General features: G+C 63.0%; 17 protein-coding genes. 7 read left to right on the top strand and 10 right to left on the bottom strand.

Annotated elements, in window-relative coordinates:
• Positions 1 to 353: 353 nt before the first annotated feature.
• Entirely contained in the window at positions 354 to 1,523 is a 1,170-nt protein-coding gene (locus tag BKG60_RS31130) for an IS3 family transposase (protein ID WP_083339286.1), read from the bottom strand.
• A 710-nt stretch (positions 1,524 to 2,233) separates the two neighbouring features.
• On the opposite strand from BKG60_RS31130, the gene BKG60_RS14500 reads away from it, so the two are divergent.
• The 7 genes from BKG60_RS14500 to BKG60_RS14465 all read left to right on the top strand — a co-directional run bounded on the left by BKG60_RS14500 (position 2,234) and on the right by BKG60_RS14465 (position 9,729).
• On the top strand, positions 2,234 to 2,467 hold the full coding sequence (locus BKG60_RS14500; protein ID WP_070945379.1) for a hypothetical protein: 234 nt from the start codon (positions 2,234 to 2,236) through the stop codon (positions 2,465 to 2,467).
• Positions 2,464 to 2,799 (top strand): type II toxin-antitoxin system PemK/MazF family toxin, encoded by a 336-nt coding sequence (locus tag BKG60_RS14495; RefSeq protein ID WP_070185406.1) that lies wholly within the window; start codon positions 2,464 to 2,466, stop codon positions 2,797 to 2,799. The genes BKG60_RS14500 and BKG60_RS14495 overlap by 4 nt, the downstream gene beginning before the upstream one ends.
• 864 nt (positions 2,800 to 3,663) lie before the next feature.
• On the top strand, positions 3,664 to 4,809 hold the full coding sequence (locus BKG60_RS14485; RefSeq protein ID WP_131823384.1) for a hypothetical protein: 1,146 nt from the start codon (positions 3,664 to 3,666) through the stop codon (positions 4,807 to 4,809).
• Positions 4,810 to 4,947: 138 nt separating this feature from the next.
• Positions 4,948 to 5,700 (top strand): TnsA-like heteromeric transposase endonuclease subunit, encoded by a 753-nt coding sequence (locus BKG60_RS14480; RefSeq protein ID WP_165617789.1) that lies wholly within the window; start codon positions 4,948 to 4,950, stop codon positions 5,698 to 5,700.
• On the top strand, positions 5,697 to 7,763 hold the full coding sequence (locus BKG60_RS14475) for a Mu transposase C-terminal domain-containing protein (protein WP_083339288.1): 2,067 nt from the start codon (positions 5,697 to 5,699) through the stop codon (positions 7,761 to 7,763). The genes BKG60_RS14480 and BKG60_RS14475 overlap by 4 nt, the downstream gene beginning before the upstream one ends.
• Positions 7,764 to 7,770: 7 nt before the next feature.
• On the top strand, positions 7,771 to 8,802 hold the full coding sequence (locus BKG60_RS14470) for a TniB family NTP-binding protein (protein ID WP_070945381.1): 1,032 nt from the start codon (positions 7,771 to 7,773) through the stop codon (positions 8,800 to 8,802).
• Positions 8,803 to 8,811: 9 nt separating this feature from the next.
• A complete protein-coding gene (locus BKG60_RS14465) occupies positions 8,812 to 9,729 on the top strand; it encodes a TniQ family protein (protein ID WP_120764922.1) in 918 nt (305 codons plus the stop codon).
• Between the two features lie 10 nt (positions 9,730 to 9,739).
• On the opposite strand, the gene BKG60_RS31970 is transcribed toward BKG60_RS14465, so the two are convergent.
• The 9 genes from BKG60_RS31970 to BKG60_RS14425 all read right to left on the bottom strand — a co-directional run bounded on the left by BKG60_RS31970 (position 9,740) and on the right by BKG60_RS14425 (position 18,204).
• Positions 9,740 to 9,883, bottom strand: coding sequence for a hypothetical protein (locus BKG60_RS31970; RefSeq protein ID WP_165617790.1), 144 nt, complete (start codon positions 9,881 to 9,883; stop codon positions 9,740 to 9,742).
• 131 nt (positions 9,884 to 10,014) lie between these two features.
• Positions 10,015 to 10,881 carry an SDR family oxidoreductase gene (locus BKG60_RS14460; RefSeq protein WP_070945383.1) on the bottom strand — a complete coding sequence of 289 codons (867 nt, stop codon included), beginning with the start codon at positions 10,879 to 10,881 and terminating at the stop codon, positions 10,015 to 10,017.
• Positions 10,862 to 11,365, bottom strand: coding sequence for a hypothetical protein (locus BKG60_RS14455; protein ID WP_131823385.1), 504 nt, complete (start codon positions 11,363 to 11,365; stop codon positions 10,862 to 10,864). The genes BKG60_RS14460 and BKG60_RS14455 overlap by 20 nt, the downstream gene beginning before the upstream one ends.
• Before the next feature lie 59 nt (positions 11,366 to 11,424).
• The gene (locus tag BKG60_RS14450; RefSeq protein WP_070945385.1) at positions 11,425 to 12,255 is read right to left on the bottom strand and encodes an SMP-30/gluconolactonase/LRE family protein; all 831 of its coding nucleotides are present in this window, start codon (positions 12,253 to 12,255) and stop codon (positions 11,425 to 11,427) included.
• Entirely contained in the window at positions 12,252 to 13,397 is a 1,146-nt protein-coding gene (locus BKG60_RS14445) for an acyl-CoA dehydrogenase family protein (protein ID WP_070945386.1), read from the bottom strand. The genes BKG60_RS14450 and BKG60_RS14445 overlap by 4 nt, the downstream gene beginning before the upstream one ends.
• Before the next feature lies 1 nt (position 13,398).
• The gene (locus BKG60_RS14440) at positions 13,399 to 15,012 is read right to left on the bottom strand and encodes an AMP-binding protein (protein WP_070945387.1); all 1,614 of its coding nucleotides are present in this window, start codon (positions 15,010 to 15,012) and stop codon (positions 13,399 to 13,401) included.
• Positions 15,013 to 15,034: 22 nt separating this feature from the next.
• Positions 15,035 to 15,640, bottom strand: a complete 606-nt coding sequence (locus BKG60_RS14435; protein WP_003883394.1) for a TetR/AcrR family transcriptional regulator — start codon at positions 15,638 to 15,640, stop codon at positions 15,035 to 15,037.
• A gap of 27 nt (positions 15,641 to 15,667) precedes the next feature.
• Positions 15,668 to 17,131 (bottom strand): acyl-CoA reductase, encoded by a 1,464-nt coding sequence (locus BKG60_RS14430; protein WP_070945388.1) that lies wholly within the window; start codon positions 17,129 to 17,131, stop codon positions 15,668 to 15,670.
• A complete protein-coding gene (locus tag BKG60_RS14425; RefSeq protein WP_239253101.1) occupies positions 17,128 to 18,204 on the bottom strand; it encodes a long-chain-fatty-acid--protein ligase in 1,077 nt (358 codons plus the stop codon). The genes BKG60_RS14430 and BKG60_RS14425 overlap by 4 nt, the downstream gene beginning before the upstream one ends.
• Positions 18,205 to 18,346: the final 142 nt, after the last annotated feature.

Here is an 18,346-nt window from a genome sequence, read left to right as displayed (position 1 = left end):
CCCGTGTAGGTCGGCGTCTCACCGGTACATGGCGACGGTGCTTGAGTTGAACGCTGCTCGCGGTTGACAACGACAGCGCCGAGCCCAAGCGCCCATGCATCGCGCGTGTGGCGGGTTGCGAGAGACGTCTATATTCGCGATCCGTGCGAGCACTGCCAATCCGATAATCCGAGGTGGCCGGGGGCGGACATCGATGGTCCGGCGTTGACTGGAGAGAGGCCTGTCGGACGACAGCGTAGGTAGTCTCTCGGTATGGAAACTGCAGCCGCGCCCAGCCCCGACGCCGGGACTGCGAGTGGCGTGATCCCCATGATTGAGACCAGCTGATCCGTGCCCGCCGTTTCGAGCCACGATCATGCGAGTTGAGGGATCGAATAGGTGGATGTCCAGAGCGTTTCGTACTCCGTGGGGCTGATGTTACCGAGGTAGCTGTGCCGGCGTTCGACGTTGTAGAAGTTGTCGATGTAATCGGCCATGGCGGCAGCCAATTCGATGGTGGTGGCCCACTTGCGGGTATTGAGCAGCTCGACCTGCATCCGTGCCCAGAACGACTCCATGGCGGCATAATCGAAGCAGTCGCCCACGGTACCGAACGAGCCAAGCAGACCCCACCGCCGCATGTTCTCACCAAAGCTCCAGGACGTGAACTGACTACCATGGTCGGCATGCAGAATCGTTGGGCTACTACGGTTTCTGCTATCGGCGGCCATGTTGACCGCATTGTTGACCAGGGCGGTGTCGGGGGCGGTAGAAAACGTGCGGGCCACGATCATTCGCGAGAAGCAATCCAGAATCGCACAGCAGTACACCTTTCCATCACGCGCGGGGTGTTCGGTGATATACGTACACCACAGTTCGTTTGGCTTGGTAGCACTGAATCGTCGGTTGACCAGGTCAACCGGGGTGTCGACACCAATTAGGTTGGGTTTCCGCCGCCCGGGACGCGGCAACCCGAATAGGCCGTGCTCGGCCATTATCGAGTTGACGAGCTTGTGGTTGACGTTCATCTCGTAGTCGGCCAGCAGCGCCGCGCGCACCCGTCGGCGCCCGTAGGTGCCGCGGGACCGTTGGTGGATCTCGGTGATCGTGTCGGCCACAATGAGGCGACGCACCTCCCGGTCCGGGACAGGGCGGTGCCGGTGATACTGCAATAGAGAACGCGTCAATCCCGTTATCCGGCAGGCTGATCGGCCTGAGTGCCCGCGCGCGATCAGCCCTTCAGTGATCGCGCGTCGGCGTTCTGGGGGCACCACCGCCTGCTCGTCGAACAGTTCGCACGCGTCGCGGGTCAGGGCCAGCTCGGCCTCGAGCGCCGCGATGCGCTTGCGGGCGGCTGCTAGTTCGTCGGCCTCCACACTCGGGATGCCCTCGATGACCCCGGCGTCGATGAGTGCCTGACGTTTCCATCGGAACAGAGTTGCTTCACAGATCCCGGTCTCGATCGCAACGGCAGCCACCGGTTCACCCGATCGCAGCCGCGCGACGATTTGCCGGCGGACCGATGATGAGTACTGACGGGGCATGTGACCTCCTGATGATCACTCTGCCCTCGACTCGCATGACCGTGGACCAACAACACGGGTACAGATCAAGCCTGTTTTAGAGTCCTGTGGCCCGAGGTCGGGCAGAGAAGGGACGATGACACGCATGGCTGGTCGTAAGCGGCATTCCGCGGAGGGAATCGTGCGCAAGTTGCGCCGCGCCGGATTTCGAGATCCTTCCGTTCGACGCTGAGAGCGCGCGGGCATTTGGGGGGCGCTGCCGCGTTGCGTACTGCGGCCGGCAAGCCTGTCGCGCGGGCCTACGATGCGCTCATCGCTGCCAGCGCCGTCGCGCACGGTGTGCCGTTGTACACGTGCAACCCCGGTGACTTCTCTGGGATACCCGAGCTGGACCTACGTGCGGTCACACACCCCGACCACTGATTAGCGGCGCCATCTCCGGGGGCATACCGTCGATTGTGGTCTCAAGCTGGATACCGCGGATGAAAGCCGTTGGGAAGCAGCGCAATAGCGCGTACTAGCTACTGGTAACCCGCCATATTCGATTCCGCCGTATTGCTTGCCGGTGCAAGTGGTGGATCGCCACCGACGCCTAGACGTAGATCCTGGGAGTCGTCGCGCCAAGGCGGAGAGTGGGGTCCGGCGGCACTCGAAGGTTGCCCAGCGTCCGTTGCCGAATACGTGGGACGAGCTGCCCTGACCTGTGTCTACAATTCGTCTACACTAGTTCCATGGCAGCAGAAACCACAACCGTCCGAGTCCGCCGTCCCGATTCTGAGCGGCTGCAATCTCTAGCCAAGGCTCGTCAAACCGCCGTCGTCGACGTCGTGCACGCAGCGATCGACGCCTTGGAAAGGCAGGAATTCTTGCGGGGGCTCAACGGGGATTACCAACGCCTGCGCAACGACCCCGATCTGTGGGACCAATACCTGGCCGAGCGCGACGACTGGGATGCACTGGCTTGATCTGGCGAGGGGAGATCTACCAGGTCGATCTCGGCCAGCCAATCGGACACGAGCCAGCCTTTCGCCGCCCGGCGGTGGTGGTGTCGGTCGACATTCTCAACAATGGACCGGGCGGTCTGGTGGTTGTCGTACCGATCACGACCGTTGGTTACGGCCTGCGAAGCCACGTCGAACTTGAGCCAGAGAACAGCGGGCTGGACCATATTTCCTACGCTCGCTGCGACCAACTGCGAGTGGTCTCTGTCGAACGACTGTCATCTCGCCAGGGAATGATTAGTCCAGAACAGATGCAAGCCATTGACCAAGCAATGCGCTTCGTCCTGGATCTGTAATGCCAAGCTTCCTGGCGCAGTGGAGGACAGCCGGTTTGGAACTGGTTCACCTGATGCAATATGCAGGGCGTTACCTGACATAATGTAGCTTATCGGCGTTTAGCGATAGGCGCTGTAAGCGGCTTGCGCGTGCGCGACGCACCGTTTTCCTCGTCGCCTCATGTCGTTTTGCAGTTGATCCCTGACTTTTTCACTCGTTCGAGGATCAGCGCATGGTCCTTTCCGCTCCTTCGCCTACTGGATGTCGCATCTCGTGACGCTTCCGCGCCGGTGGCGTGATCAGCTTTCGCTCGAGGTCCGCCCCGCACCGTCCTCGGTCGCTGCGGCCGGCGGGGCCCGACTAATTCGTCACTGTGACGTATTAGTCGGGCCGGGCTTCTCCATTAGGCCCCTCGTATGGCGGTTACGCTTCGCCCTCATTGCTGTCTTGGATCCTTTGCGCATGGCGGTCCCGGGCGGCACGCCTATCCGCGTCAGCAGAGAGATCATCAAAGTCCGAGGCCAGTTGGGCATAGCCAACATCAAGGGCTTGTTCATGCAGTGCGTCTGCCCCGGCCCTGAGCAGCGCACGAAGCACGTCGGCTTCCGTTGGAATTTCGGCTGGGACCCACCCTCGCCGCCTGGTCCATCGTCGCAGAGCTTCCGCCGCGGGCGAATCCTGACTGAGGTATGGGGATATCACCGCTTCGTCGGCTTCCCTCAGGATCAGGCTGACGCGTCTAACCACGTTGTCAATGATGACATCACCGCCACCCTCGCGTTTAGTCACTGTGACGGTTTGGGTTGTATTAGCCGGTGGCCTTGTCGGAGCCGAGACCTATTGTGAGGGCTTGTTGTGCGGCGGAATAGGTGAAGGACGGGCAGATGGCCAAGCGTGGTGACCGTATGGCGGCGAAGCGGCGCCGGCAAGAGCGCGAAAAGCAACGTCGTCATACGGTTCCCGAGACCGATCCCGGTCCGGAGGCCTTCGGCATCAAAATGCCATCGCCCGCCGCTCCAGGCGGCCCCGCCTCGCGGCCTGACTTCTCGGAGGTGGATTGGGACAAGCTCAAGGCTGCGTACCCGGACGGCGCGCACGGGCTCATGCGAGCGATGTTTCTTGGGCTCATCGGTGAACGCGCCAAGCGAGCGAAAGATCTTCTGTCGTGGGGTCTGCGGCCCAATCCGATCCATCGCGAGAGCCGCCTCGCATTCGACGATGTGGCAGTCACACTCGAGGATGAAACGAATCTGGTTAGCTCGACGGCGCTCTATCCGACCATGAACGCGTGCGAAAATCTCGCGGCGGCGGCCGAGGTCATTGCGCTGGCACTCACACAGGGGCAAATCCGAACGTCGGCAACGGCGGCGCTGTGCCGTATTGCGATGGAATCGTCGGCCAAGACCATCTGGCTGATTTCCGAGACGGACACGGAAGAACGAATTCGCCGCTGCTACGGATTCCTCAAGGCTGAGCGTGGCAGGCAAGAAGAGTTCGAGAGGCTTGAGGCTGAGGCTCTGGCAGCACGAACAGACCCACTGGCGGAAGTCGATCTGACCAACTTTGAGAAGCGGCGCGAACGGGTGGCTGCTCGGCAGGCCAAGATCGCGGCGTTATCCGCCGAGCATATAACTGGGCCAAGTGGCGGACCGCTCAAATTGGTTGAAGGCGCGGAGATTTGGATGGACGAGCAACTGCCACGCAAGGCTGACGCCGAGTTGGACGCCGTGATGCACCCACGTAGCGCCAAGAGCTTCTACTCACTGGGCTCGGGGTTCGTTCACGGATTCAAGTGGCTGATGGGATACGTGCTCAACGACGAAGAACTCGACGACACGCCACTGCTGGCGATCACTCTCGACTCCTTTGGAAACGCAATTCGCATGACTGAGGCTGCTGTGTCGCTGTACGAGGCACAGTCGGTTGGCCCCCGTCCAGACCCCAAGCGAGCACGCAACTATCCCGACGGTGTGGCAGACGCCGTAGAGGTACTGGCTCCGCAATATCGGTTCGCGGAGAACGCCGGCTGAGCCCGGTGGAGGGCCACCGCGGCAGCGGAGCATGACAGTGGATGGGCATCGCCGGTCATTTGGATGCGGCTCTCCATATCGGGCGATTCAGGCGTGTCGGACGAGTAGTTTGCCGATCTCGGCCATACGATCAGAGACGTGCCCACCCATGGGCGCGCGGCGGCGCAGATTCGAAACAGCGAGCTGATTGACTACCGGCCCGCTGAGGGTGAACCTGTCGCTCAAATTCCGGTCGACGAGCTGTGGTCGGTACAGTTCGAGAAATGTGCGCCGGTCCGCAAAGCCTCGACGTACAAGGGTCAGAAGAACTTCACCGGCGAGTGGTGGTGCTCGGCCACAGAGTCGCACATCTCATTCGAATCGTGGGTTGAACGTGATTTTCTGATCGCGGCCGACTTCGATCCAGATATCATTGGAATATCAGTACAGCCCTTCGCTTTTCGCTTCGTTTCGGCCGCAGGCAAACAGCGGCAGCACACACCTGATGTGTTCCTCCGAACGAGATCCGGCGACGGCGTCGTCGTGGATGTTCGACCAGACCGACTCGTGGACGGTGACGCACGCGAGGCATTCGAATCGACCAGTGCGCTGTGCATGCGTACTGGGTGGACCTACCGCCGTGTTGGAGATCAGCCTCCGATCCGAGCCGCGAACTTGCGTTGGCTCGCCGGCTACCGGAACCCGCGAAATCGACGGCAAGACGTCGTTACCAACCTGACCTCGCTACTGGCCCACAACCCGAAGACAATCGGCGCAGCCGCCCTCGCGGCGGGCGAACCGATATTGGTACTACCCACTCTCTATCACCTGCTCTGGACACACGAGATCGACGTCGATGTCGACTCGGCGCCGATCGGTGAACATACGCTGATCCGGTTGGCCACACGATGACTGCTGCTGAGCCCGCCAAAATCGCCATCGGCGACTTTTGTCGCTACGACGGCAAGTTCTGCGAGCTGGTAGCGATCGACGGAATGATAGCGAAGCTACGTCGCGAGGACGGTCAGCTGGCAGCAGTCAAGATTGCAGACTTGTTCGCGGACAGTTCATTCGACGTCCTATCCCCCAGCGTTCGTCGCCGCCCAATCCCACCCGACTACTTCTCCGCGCTGCCGAGGCGGGTCCAGGAGCGCGTCCTCTGGCTCGAGCACCACATCTCCGAAGTGGTCGACGGGATACCAGTTGGCTCACCGCCGCAGACCACTCCGCGCAACGGATACGACATTCGATCGACATCACTCGGACAGCGCGAACGCAACAAATGCTCCGAACTTGATGCCGCTGGGACCCCATTGGGCCTGAAGTACCTTCAAGAACTCCGTCGCCGTTACGAACGATCCGGCGTTGCCGGGCTGGTTGACGGCCGTCTTCACCGCCGGCGCTCGCCAAACCGGCGGGTCGATAGTCGCTACGTGGGCGTGCTGTTGGAGGTGCTGAACGAAAACGAACTGCAGTCGACGCGCACAGAGATCGCCATGAAATGGCACGTGGACCGGCGAGTGGTCGACAAGTTCGGCGACGGCGTGAAACTGCCTTCTCACACCACGTTTCATCGGCTGATGAAACAGCTCCCCCAGGCGCGTCACGCCACTGGATCCGCTCGAACCCGGCAGACGAAGAGCCATCAGCCGGAGGGTGTGTTCGGTAAGGTCGTCGCGAGCCGTCCCGGTGAGTGGATGCAGATCGACACCACGCCGTTCGATGTCGGCATCCGGCTCGATGAGTCGGTGAGGGGCCGGGTGGAGCTGACGGGCCTCGTCGACGCTGCGACGCGCACCATCGTCGCGGCGGTTCTCCGACCTACAACGAAGGCAGTAGACGCATCCCTTCTTGTCGCAAAATCGATGACGCCGGAACCGATGCGGCCAGGGTGGATCGATGCCGTCCGAATGTCGAACTCGGTCCTGCCCTACCACGCAATGCGGTCTGTCGATGACAGACTTGAGCACGCTGCTGCCCGCCCCGTCATCGTTCCCGAGAACATCGTGTACGACAACGGCGCCGTGTATCTGTCGAGCACTTTCCGCTCTGCATGCCGATCGCTCGGGATCAGCATGCAGCCTGCACACAAGGACGAGCCCACCGATAAGCCGATTGTCGAACGCACCCTGGGATCGGTCAAAACCCTCTTCGCACAATACGTTACGGGCTACCTCGGATCCTCGGTCGAGAACCGAGGCAAGTACGCCGAGCAGAATGCAGTTTTCTCACTGCAAGAGCTTCAGGATCTGCTGGACGAATGGATCGTCGTCGCCTGGCAGAACAGACCCCACGATGGACTGCGGGACCCCTTGAACCCGCAACGAAAGTTGACCCCGAACGAGAAGTACGCGTCCACGCTCGCGGTCAGCGGATACATCCCCGCACCGTTGACCTCCGACCAATACATCGCGCTCCTACCCAGCCTGTACCGGACGGTGACAGCCGCAGGCATCACTATCGACTACCGGACCTACGACAGCGACGACTTGGACGCTGCGCGGGGTGAAATCTCCGGGGTACCCGGCAAGGGGACGCAGTGGCACGTCCACTACGACCCCTACGACGTCAGTCGCATCTGGGTTCGCAACCACCACGGCGAGGGGTACCTGATGGCCTGCTGGACGCAGCTCCATACCGCACCGCAGCCGTTTGGGTCGTCACTGTGGGAGCATGCACGTCAGCTCGAGACAAGTCGAGGAGAGCGACGAACCTCGCAAGAGGCGATCACGGCCGCAGTCGAGGACCTCTTGGGTCGTGCGTCCGTGGCGCCCGAGCCGCCGACTCGGCGTCGCCGCACCGCAAAGGACCGCCGAGCCATCGCCCGTACGCGGGCGGCGGCGGAACTACCACCGACAGTGCCGCCAGCAGCGAACCAGCCTACGGCTCAGGTGTCCCCGGAGGAAGACGACGATATCGCCGACGTCATCCCACTACCCGTATTCGACGCTGAGAAGGAGTCCGACACATGGTGATTCGAAGATGACCGTCGATGAGCAGGCGGCCGAGCCCGACCTCGACCCCCGTCAGCTGCCGTCAGTAACGCTTGATGGTTGGCGCAGATTCGTCGACGCCAAACCCGCAATATTTGACCTACCCGATCACGATTACTACAGCACGCTCACCGGTGCGGAGAAGCTCGCCTTCGATGACCGACGCATGGCCTACCACTCGGAGTTGGTCATCATCGAGACTTCAACGGTCCGCCACATCACCCGCCAGGGCCGGCTGCTGACTCTGCTCAATCAACGTGAATGCGGCGCCCGCAGATCCATGATCGTGTCAGGGCCCTGGGCGAGCGGGAAGACCACCACCATCAAGTTGCTCGGAAAGATCCACGAGCAGAACGTACGCCGCCGGTATCCCGGCCAGGACCGGATACCTGTCGTCTACATCACGACACCGCCGAAAGGCTCGCCCCGCAAGCTCGCTTCAGAGTTCGCCAACTTCCTCGGACTTCCGACGCGGCAACGTCACAACACCACAGACATCGCCGATGCCGTGTGCCACGTGCTCACTGAGGCCCGGACCGAACTCGTCATTGTCGACGAGATCCACAACCTAAACCTTGCCAGTGCCGCCGGCGAGGACATGTCCGATCATCTGAAGTACTTCAGCGAGCACATGCCCGCCACATTCGTCTACGCGGGCATCAATGTGGAGCGCTCCGGGCTGTTCACCGGAGTCCGCGGCCGGCAGATCTCAGGACGGTCCGTTCTGATCAAGACGGGCAACTTTCCATTCAATGACGAATGGAAATCGCTTGTCGCATCAATGGAGTCAGCATTGCGCCTGTACAAGCACCGAGACGGCACGCTGACGCGCAACTCGAAATACCTACACCAACGAACGGGTGGGTCGATCAGCAGTCTGAGTCATCTCATCCGAGTCGCGGCGATCACGGCCATCCTCAACGGAGACGACGCGATCACGCGTGAGGCACTCGACGCAGCCATCATCGACCACGCAGCGGAGGCCGCAACCAGCCACCCAATCGCCCCCAAGGCCGGGTAGGTCACGATCATGACAACGCTCACGTCCAGCATCGGCAACCCAACACTTCCCCGTCCGGTGAGGCCCGTGCCGAACGAAGTGCTTGCCGAGTACCTCGCCCGTCTTTCGAAGGCGAACGGCATCAGCCGTGCTCGCCTGGAAGCACTGCTGACCCGCCGGGGGCCAACGACGCGAGCCGCTCTCGCCGCCTGCGTGTCGATGAGCGATCGCGCCCTCGTCTTCGCGCTGCCCGAACTGCGAATTGCGGGCGACAACGACGCTTATCCTGAGTTGTTGCAGCGCGAAGTGGAATCGGTCGGGCCCGGATGTCCACTGTGCGCGTCGAGACACGGACGACGTATTTCCTTCCCGCAGGTGTGGTCCACCCACGACAACGTGGTGTGCGTCCACCACAGCATGTGGCTCAACGGCACGGCCTTTCGTGTCGACCCAACCCGCCCGACTGTCAAAATCGTTGGCGTCTCACGTGCCGATATTCTGCTTGCACACCGACGGCACCAACGTCTCATCCGCCAACACGGCCGGCCCGCGATTCTGCAATCTTTCACCGACGCCTACGACATCGTGGAGCAGTGGAACTACTGGCGACCGCTGGAAGCGATCGGATTCCGTCTCATCGAACTTCAACCCGATGAGGCTCAGCGAGGCGCGGGCACCGCAAGCCGCAACGCAGCCATGTATCCCGAGATCGTGCGGCTGGTCACCGTACTCAGCGACATGGCCTGGCGACGGCGGCTGCTCGCCAACGACAGAGCGAAGCGCGGAAAGGCCATGCGCGACCTCTTCGAACTTGTCCTTGATGGTGATACGCCGTACCGCACAGCCGACCCCATCTACGAGTGGAGGCTTCGACAACTTGCAGCAAAGGATGGCGAAAAGCCAAGGCGCAGTGTCAGCGAGCTAACCAGGAAGAAGGGATCACTATGAGGGCCTTCGATCAGGTGCAGCCGAGTTTGTCAGTCGGCGCGGCAGGCTGCACCGACTGGCAGTTGGTGGAGAACGACTGGGTCCCCACATAGGCAGCATCGAACACCGCGCGCATATCTACCGCCGCCACTGCGCTACCCGGTCGCGCCTTCATGGTCTTTCCTTCGTACCGTCATAGTCTGTCGCCGTAGCGAAACAGTCAGCGCATGCTGTTTCGGCTCAGAAACACCGAGCGACGACCCAGATATGTGCTCGACGTCATGGGACCGACCAATGCATCAATCATTATGGGTAACCGGGTGGGATGTCGTTGGCACCCATCGCGGTGTCGATGCGCTGTTGATAGGCGCGTCGTGCGGCGCCGTCGTAGTCGAGGAAGGCGCGGTCAGATCCGACGAGTTTGTTGAGCCTGCGGCGACTCCGCGGACCCATCATCGACATCAGTGGCGCAATGAAGCGCATCGAATGTGGCACCACAACATGGGTTCTCGGGCGTTCGATGACCGCGACGACGGCTGTGGCGATCGCGTCGGGCGTCACAGCCTTGCTTCCTGACGGGGTTGCGATTCCGGCGATCAGATCGGTCGCGGTGAATGGCGGGGATACCACGCTGACCTCTACCCCGTGCGTGGTGAACTCATCTGCCATGGCAGTGGAAAGGGCGACGACGGCGGCTTTGGTTCCGGCGTAGACAACCTCGCCCGGGACGGGTACGGCGCCGGCCAGCGATGCGATGTTCACGATGTGGCCGCTTCGACGAGCAACCATCTCAGGCAGAACCAGGCGGCACCCGGTCAGCACCGCACAGAGATTCACCTCGACTGCGGTGCGGATCTCGTGGTCGCTCTGCTGAAGGAAGTGACCGACCGGCATCACTCCGGCGTTGTTTATTAAGACGTCGATGCGGCCTCCTCCGTCACACCGCGCGTGGTCCACGAACGCCGCAAACGACGACGCGTCAGTGACGTCGAGTGGGTGACCGCTGACGAGATCCGACGCCGGAAATTCGTCCAGAGCCGCACTCAAGGCGTCGGCGTCGCGGTCACCGATCACTACCGTCGCCCCCCGTCCGGCGAGAGCTCGGGCGGTCGCCAAGCCGATCCCCCGTGCTGCCCCGGTGATGGCGATTGTTCTACCTGCGAACGCGCTCATATCGATCGCTGGCCTCCTCGTTGTCGCAGTTGATGAGCGATCCAGACGATCGCCTCGACATCGACGGGCCGGCGGTGCTCCACAGGAACGTCTCCGTGCTCCCCGCTCTGTTGCCGGGGCAGCCTGCTGCCGCGAGCGCGTGCCCTTTGAAAACCGCTGCCGCGCTGCTCAACTGAATCGGGATGCAGTCTTGATGCAGACCCGCCGGCAGATCCTGCGCGATCCACCAGCCCCGGTCCCGCCACCGACCCGACAGGTGGGATATCGCACCGACGCACTCGATGACGATTGTGGGTTGCGCTGGGTTGTCGTCGTCGCCGAGCGCGCTCAAGTCGACAACACGCGCGCCCAGTATCGAGATTGCGCGCTCGGCGGCGCCGGTGGGCAGATAGACAGCGACGTCCCAGCCGCAGAGGGCCCGGTCGAATATCGCGCCGCCTGCCAGACGCACGACATCGCTGGCACAGTTTGCCACCACCTGCATGACATAGCGTTCAGCGCGGGAGTCCCCACCCTCAGCGAGCAACGAGTCGACAGATGACATCATCGCGGTTCCAAGGACACTCGGAGTAGGGCCTGCTGGAAGGACGCCGTCACGAGCAGTTCGCCGGGACGCTGGCCCAGGCAGACGTTGGTGGGAAGCGATCCGTCGGCGAGGGCGACACTGTCCAGTCGCGTTCCCGTGGCGCCGATCAGGTCCAGCCGGTGGCCACCCGTCAGCGCGACCCACGAGGCTCCATCCGGACACACCGCCATGCCGTCGGGCCACCCGCCTTCGAAGGTGTGCAGCACCCCGCCAGCGGCGGCATCGACGCCGCCGTCTTGCGTGATCGGATAATTCCACAGTTGCGCCCCGCACGTCGTGGTCACCAATAACTGGCGGTCATCCGGTGTGAAGCCGAGACCGTTGATGAATACCGGGCCGTCGTCGAGTACCAATTGCTTTGCACCGCTGCCGACCTCGACGTTCCACACCCATCCCTGCTTGTCCTGCTGGGGGTTGAAGAAGTCGATCTCGGCACGCGTGTCGGTGACCCAGATGTGGCCGTCGGGCCGCATGACGAGGTCGTTGGGCGCTTGCATGCCCGTGGCCAGGTACTCGGCGCGCCCGTTCTGGATCACCTGCACCCCGGGTTCCGCGGGCCCGCTGCCGCCGAAGATGCCGCCGTTCTGCGCGACGTACAGCGTCCCGTCCGGTGCGACCGCCAGGCCGTTGGCACCTCCCCCTGTCGCGATCTTCTCGAGTGGTCCCCCGGCCGGATCCACGACGTAGACACAGCCGTGGCTGATCGACGTGAGCGCCACCCTGCCGTCGGGCAGCAGCGCCGGCCCCTCGGTGAATCCGAGTCCGTCGGCGAGTATCTCGACGCTCATGTCGACTCCTTCTTCCCTGTACGTGCATAGCTCGGTCGCCCCAGGCCCAGAACGTGCGTGGCAATCATGTTGCGGAAGACGTCGATGGTGCCGCCGTAGATCCCGATCAGCGGGGCCACACGGTAGAGGTGTTCGGCGTCGCCGCCCAACGCCGCCGTCGGCCCCATCAGGTCCATCAACTCAGGGGCGAGGTCGCGCATGGTCTGTGCGATCGCGACGCGGCCGAAGATCCCTGGAGTACTCAACGCCGCCTCGATTCGGGCGTGGGCACGTCCGAGCCGGTATCCGGCCGATCCACCGGTGCAATCGGCCAACTCACTCGAGACCGAGTCGGCGATGACAGCCATTTCGGTCCCGGCCGCGCTCATGATCGCGATGTCGGCCAGCCCGTGGCGATCTGGGCTACGGGCGCCGTGCTCGGCGGCCAGCGGACCACTCAGGACGGTCCAGCCGTCGTTGACCTCTCCGATCCGGTACCGGTCGGGGACGACGACGTCGCTGTAGAAGGTGATGTTGGTGCGTTCGCCGTCCACGGTCCGCAAGCCCTGGATCTCAATGCCCGGCGTGTCCAGTGGCACCAGGAACATCGTGAGGTCTCGGTGCCGCGCACCGCCGGGAGCGCTGTTGGTCAGCAAGAAAACGTACTGGCAGTGCTGCGCGCCGGTGGTAAACATCTTCTGGCCGTTGATGATCCACCGATCACCGGCGAGCACCGCCCTCGTCTTGCACGTCGCGATGTCCGATCCGCCTTCTGGCTCGGTGTAGCCCATCGCGAATCGGACTGTGCCGTTGTAAACGCTGGGCAGGATCGCATCGACCAACTCAGGCTGTCCGAATCGCTGCACAGCAGCCAGGATCATCATCGTTGCGCCCCAGGTTTGCAGCGGCACCCGCGCGCGACGGCATTCGAGCGCCCAAATCCTGCGCTGCAGCGGGGTGAAGCCACCGTCGACGGCCTTCTTGGCTTCGGGTTCCAGCCAGCCCTCGGCTCCCATCGCCAGGTGAACATCTTCTAGGAACCCTTCGCCGGCGATCCGGGCATGTTCGATCCGCTCCGGTGTTACCTGACGGCCGAGGAACTCGCGGGCCCGATCGAGGAAACGCTCCTCATTCGGCCCCAATTCGACTGTGCAGAAATCCATGTCAACTTCCCCTCGCCGCGATCTGCTGCGCCCATCGATAGTCGGCCTTGCCGTTGCCGAGCCGCCGGATCTGTTCGACGATCACGATGTCTTTGGGCACTTTGAAGCCGGCCAGCCGTTCCGCGCAGAACTCCCGGATGGCAGCAGCTGGCTGTACGGTGAGGGAATCCCCCGGCGCCAGCACCACCACCGCGACAACTGCGCTGCCCCACCGTTCGTGGGGCCGGCGGGTGACGACGGCGTCGACCACCGCCGGGTGACCGGTGAGCACCTTCTCGACCTCTTCGACGAATACCTTCTCGCCACCGGTGTTGATCACCAGCGAGTCCCGCCCTAGGAACTCGATGGTGCCGTCAGACAACAGCCTTGCCCGGTCACCGGGGATGGCTGCGCGCCGGCCGCCGATTTCAGGAAAAGTGCGCTCGGTGGCTGCGCGGTCACCGAAATATCCCAGTGGGACCCGGCCGATTCGGGCCACCCAGCCGATCTCGGGATCACCGGGCTCGAGGAATCGCGTGCGGTCGGCCGACGCCACAGCACCGGTGGGATGCATCACCATCGGCGTCGTCTCGCCGTCGGCGCACGACGACCCGCCGGCCATGCCGCCGGTTTCCGACGAGCCGTAGGTGTCGGCGATCGTCGCGTATGGCAGGTGACGCAGCAGCCGCCTCTTGTGTTTGGGGTGAGTGGCAGCGCCCCCGGTGCCAATCCGGGTGAGCGCCGCTAGGTCATAGCGGCTGCGTGAGAGCTCGTCCGCCAGCGGTCCGGCGTACGCATCGCCGACGATCGACATCACCACCGCCCTTTCTTGTTCGGCGGTGCGCCACACCACCGCGGGATCGAACCGACGGCGGTTGTCATAGACGACGGCGGTGCGGCCCATCAGCACCGCCGTCAGCGCCGTCGACAATCCGGCGGTATGCATCAGCGGTGACACGGCGAAGAACGGATTGCTCTGAGCAGCAACTGATTCCGTAACCGATTCCACCGAGTTGTGTTCGGTGCCAGTCATTGTGGAGATGTAGGCATCAGCTTGACGCCACATCACCCCTTTGGGGCGCCCGGTGGTCCCACCGGTGCACACCATCATCAGATCCTCTGGAGCACCCGCAGGTTCGGGTTCTACCGGATCTACGGTGATGTCGTCGAGCCGCACCGTGCCGGGCAGCAGTGCCTCGATCCCGCCGTCGTCGACTGCGATGCGCACGTCACAGCCCGCCGGCAGTGCCGCATGCACCAACGGTGCGAGCGAGCGGTGATAGATGACGCCGGTCGGGCCGATGTAGTCCAGCAGGTCGCGAACTTCGCCTGCGGTGTAGAGGTGATTGACGTTGACGGGGACGACCCGTGCGCGCAGACAGGCCAGAACCGCTTCCACGTAGGCGTCGTTATGCATGATCAAGGCGACCCGGTCCTGACCGCATTCCCAGCGCGTCAACCCGGCCCGCGGCCGCTGTACGCCAAGCCCGCAACCGACGAGAAATCCTGCGAGAGTGCGGATCAGCGCGCGTGACTCGGCGAAGGTCGAGCGGCGGGATCCGCACACGGTCATCGTCCGGTGCGGAACTGCCGCGGCGACCGCGTCGAACACCGCGTTGACCGTCCAGTCGGCCATTTGCCTCCTCCGGCTCGGGTCCTCACCCTGCGCGACTGCTGCGCCGGGTCTTCTTCGTCGACGCGACTCCGGCTTCCTGGCGCACACCGGCCAGGAGCCAACCGATCGACCGCGGAAAGTTGCGTTCGATGTTGGCGTACTCGCCGGTCGACTCCCTCGACAGCTTGGGATGATCTTTTCCGCGCACCTCGACAACCGAGTGGTTGATGGTGAGGTTCACCAACGATCGGCAACATTCCACTGCGAGTTCATCCGGAATCCCTTCTTGCAGAGCTGCTTCCACGAGTTTGTTGACGTAGTCCATGATCGCGGACCGGTCGTCGACAGTCATCAGCTCGGTCAAGTACGGGTGGGCGCACAGCGCGTCGCGCAACGACAGGCACCAGTTCAGCGCGGTGCTCTCCCAATCGTCGTGTTCGTGAAAGTCCAGTCGCAGCTGAGAGAAGTGCCGGGCCACCAGGGCACGGATCAGTTGCTCACGGGAGCCGACCTGCTGGTAGAGCGTGCGAGTCGAGATCTTCAGGTCGGCCGCCAGACGTCTGGTCGTCAGCGCCGAGGAACCTTCGGCGTCCAGCAGCGCCAGAGCGCGTTCGTAGATGACTTCGACGGGGATTAGCGGCTTGGCCATCGCGTGATCGTACTTCCGTGCACGTATTCAGCCGCTGACCAGATCGGGGGCTCGCCACAACGGAAAAACCTGCTCTGGCTCGCAGACTTCCTCGACAATCCATTTGCACATCCGGCGCACCGGCTCCATCGCGTCCTGCGGGATGGTGAAGTTCACGCTGGCTGCGTAGCCCAGCGACGTCAACCGCTGCGCACCGTAGAGCGGAAGTGTCTCCCGCAGTTGCATTTTGAGCGGCTCCGGATAGATCCCGATAGTCTGGGTGTAGGCGTTGACAGCGTCAGTCACCTTTTCGATCGAGTCCACCGGCACGATATTGGCCACCCGGCCCGACAACATGGTGGAGTACGGCACCGCCTCGTCGAGCTGAGAAACGACGATCGCCCCCTCGGCGTGCTCGCCACCGAACACCCTGTACCAGTCGTCGGTCAGCCGCGAGCCCTCGATGTGCTCCAGCAGCGTCCGGTTGACAACCTTCGGCGTGGTGCTGATGAAGTCCGGCAGCTCCATCATGGCGGAATAGATCAGTTCGCCCAGCCTGTTGGCCTTCTCCAGGCCCTCGTCGTCGGTGCCGCTGAGTACGTAGATCACGCGCGCGTTGACGCAGCCCTCTTGGTTACCGGCCCCGACGTCGCAGGCCGCACGCTGGGCGACGTCGCGCAATGTCTCCTCGGTGGCGAACGCTTCGGGTCCGATGATGGTGGCGCTGCGCTTGGGATCCAGCGCGATCAGTTCCAGGCCAGGCTGGATATAGCGGGTGACGTGCTTGACCGAAGCCAAACCACCCCAGGCGATGACCTTTTCGATGTGCTCGGGTTTATAGAGCTGTTCCTCGACAGTCTCGTCACCACCCTTCCAGTAGGCGACCGCCAGATGTTTGGTCACCGGGTGGTCGGGCGCGATGTCGGCGAGCGTCCTGGCGATCGCCAGCGCCGTCAGCGGGTCGTTGGAAGGTGCCTTCACGATGGCGTCGCTGCGGGTGATCGCATTGCGTAAGACGGTGATCCCGGCGACCAGTCCGCCGTTACCTGCGGGCACATGCAGAGTGCGGGCACCGAACGCGCGAACCCGGATCTCGCGCCCGTCGAGGAGCCGCTGAGGCACCCACCCTTCGAGATGGTCGATACCGACCGTCGTGTCGGCGAGCTCGCGCATCGAGTCGCGGGCGAACAGTGCCGGCAGCGCCACATAGCCGGTGCGCAGAATCGACTCCGGCATGGGGTTGGACACCAGGCACGCCTCGAAGGCCTCCTGCACGTAGCTGTTGGTCTCGAAGGCGAGCGCCTGACCCAGCTCGGTGAGCACGTCGAGGATCTCGTCGAGGGAGACCGTGTAGAGGTCGGCAAGTTTGCGCGGATCCCCCAGCGGCAGCCGGTGGGCGTGCTTGGCCGGATCCGGTGCCGTAAAACTGTGCTCCAGCCGGGTGGCGAACGGAATCAGGTCATCGGTGATCAGCTCGCCACGCACGAACATCGGCACGGTGAATGACGTCATGCGAGTTCCTTCAGAAAGTCGATGGCCTCGTTCTGCACCTCGTGGGTTGCGGCACAGGAGATCTTGTCGTCCTCACCGTCGCGCTTCTCGCTGAACCGCACGATGTCGTGTTCAAGCGCAATCGTGGTACGTCCGCACGGACAGGGAGTGTCCCAGTCGATGGTGACCTCGTCGCCGGTGATAACACCGCCCCAGTGGCTCTGGTTGATCACGTCGTAAACCGCGAAGCGTCCGGTCTGGCGCCCGGCGCGCGGAAACGGCTCGCTGGTCTCGGGGTCGAGAAGGTAGGGGATCACCCACGGCTGAATGTGGTAGCGGCCGAGTTCGCAGGCGAAGTGCACACCGTTGTGCTCGGAGAACGAATAGCCCTCCTGGATCCGGACTCCGCCATAGAACTCGCGAATGACGTCCATGTAGCCCTCGGGCAACACCTGCCCTTTGGCCCCGCCTCCGGTGAGGATGGCCGAGTTGGCCGCGAAGTCGGCCCGGCCTCCTTCTTTCAGGCCGGCCGCGGCCAGGTTGTACATCAGGTTGTACGTGTTGGTCATGAAAACCCGTTTGCCGCGAAGCTCGTTGGTCAGCCGGGCCAGGAACTCGGGAACCTCGGTCATCTGACGCTGCTGCAGCGCGATGAACTCGTCCTTGCGCGCAGCAAGATGCGGGGGCAGCTGCAGCCGGTCCAGCTCGCCGCGCGACGCGGCCAGCCGCATCTTGTTGGCCAGGAACATCAGATCGGTGTCCATTGCACCGGAATACAAGGCGTGGAAACGGCTTTCGTCGCCGCCGGTGAACTCGCGCTTGATCCACGGCACCATCCGGGTCATCCCGAATCGACCCTCGCTGAAGTTCGGCCAGATCACGTCGACCACGGGGTTGAGCTCGTCTTCTGTCGGCTCCTTGCCGAAGGTTTGGAACACCATCATTTTCCAGATCCGCATGCCCTGCACAGTGATCGGCTCATCCTTGGGGATGAACGAAAAAGTTCCGGTGGTTCCCGAGGACGTGACCAGTTGCAGCGGGCTCTGCGCCTCCAGTCGGTCCAGCCATTCGTCGATCGATTCGCATCCCTCCACGTCAACCCCTGACAGTGAATCGCCCTGGTTTTGCCGGAGGCTCGGGCTATTGGATTGCGACCAGTGGTTGGTCGGTCCGTTGTGCATCGTAGAACGTGGCTTCGTACTCGGCGGGTGGGACGTCGTTGAGGTAGCCGTGTAA

Origin of the sequence: Mycobacterium syngnathidarum (genome assembly GCF_001942625.1) — a bacterium.
Classification (GTDB): domain Bacteria; phylum Actinomycetota; class Actinomycetes; order Mycobacteriales; family Mycobacteriaceae; genus Mycobacterium; species Mycobacterium syngnathidarum.
The sequence above is the reverse complement of the archived record's forward strand: the minus strand, read 5'-3'. Positions and strand labels throughout refer to the sequence as shown.

Coding starts and splice junctions, on each gene's coding strand:
- BKG60_RS31130 (WP_083339286.1), bottom strand. CDS start 1,523: ATGCCCCGTCAGTACTCATCATCGGTCCGCCGGCAAATCGTCGCGCGG.
- BKG60_RS14500 (WP_070945379.1), top strand. CDS start 2,234: ATGGCAGCAGAAACCACAACCGTCCGAGTCCGCCGTCCCGATTCTGAG.
- BKG60_RS14485 (WP_131823384.1), top strand. CDS start 3,664: ATGGCCAAGCGTGGTGACCGTATGGCGGCGAAGCGGCGCCGGCAAGAG.
- BKG60_RS14475 (WP_083339288.1), top strand. CDS start 5,697: ATGACTGCTGCTGAGCCCGCCAAAATCGCCATCGGCGACTTTTGTCGC.
- BKG60_RS14470 (WP_070945381.1), top strand. CDS start 7,771: ATGACCGTCGATGAGCAGGCGGCCGAGCCCGACCTCGACCCCCGTCAG.
- BKG60_RS14465 (WP_120764922.1), top strand. CDS start 8,812: ATGACAACGCTCACGTCCAGCATCGGCAACCCAACACTTCCCCGTCCG.
- BKG60_RS31970 (WP_165617790.1), bottom strand. CDS start 9,883: ATGAAGGCGCGACCGGGTAGCGCAGTGGCGGCGGTAGATATGCGCGCG.
- BKG60_RS14460 (WP_070945383.1), bottom strand. CDS start 10,881: ATGAGCGCGTTCGCAGGTAGAACAATCGCCATCACCGGGGCAGCACGG.
- BKG60_RS14455 (WP_131823385.1), bottom strand. CDS start 11,365: ATGCAGGTGGTGGCAAACTGTGCCAGCGATGTCGTGCGTCTGGCAGGC.
- BKG60_RS14450 (WP_070945385.1), bottom strand. CDS start 12,255: ATGAGCGTCGAGATACTCGCCGACGGACTCGGATTCACCGAGGGGCCG.
- BKG60_RS14445 (WP_070945386.1), bottom strand. CDS start 13,397: ATGGATTTCTGCACAGTCGAATTGGGGCCGAATGAGGAGCGTTTCCTC.
- BKG60_RS14440 (WP_070945387.1), bottom strand. CDS start 15,012: ATGGCCGACTGGACGGTCAACGCGGTGTTCGACGCGGTCGCCGCGGCA.
- BKG60_RS14435 (WP_003883394.1), bottom strand. CDS start 15,640: ATGGCCAAGCCGCTAATCCCCGTCGAAGTCATCTACGAACGCGCTCTG.
- BKG60_RS14430 (WP_070945388.1), bottom strand. CDS start 17,131: ATGACGTCATTCACCGTGCCGATGTTCGTGCGTGGCGAGCTGATCACC.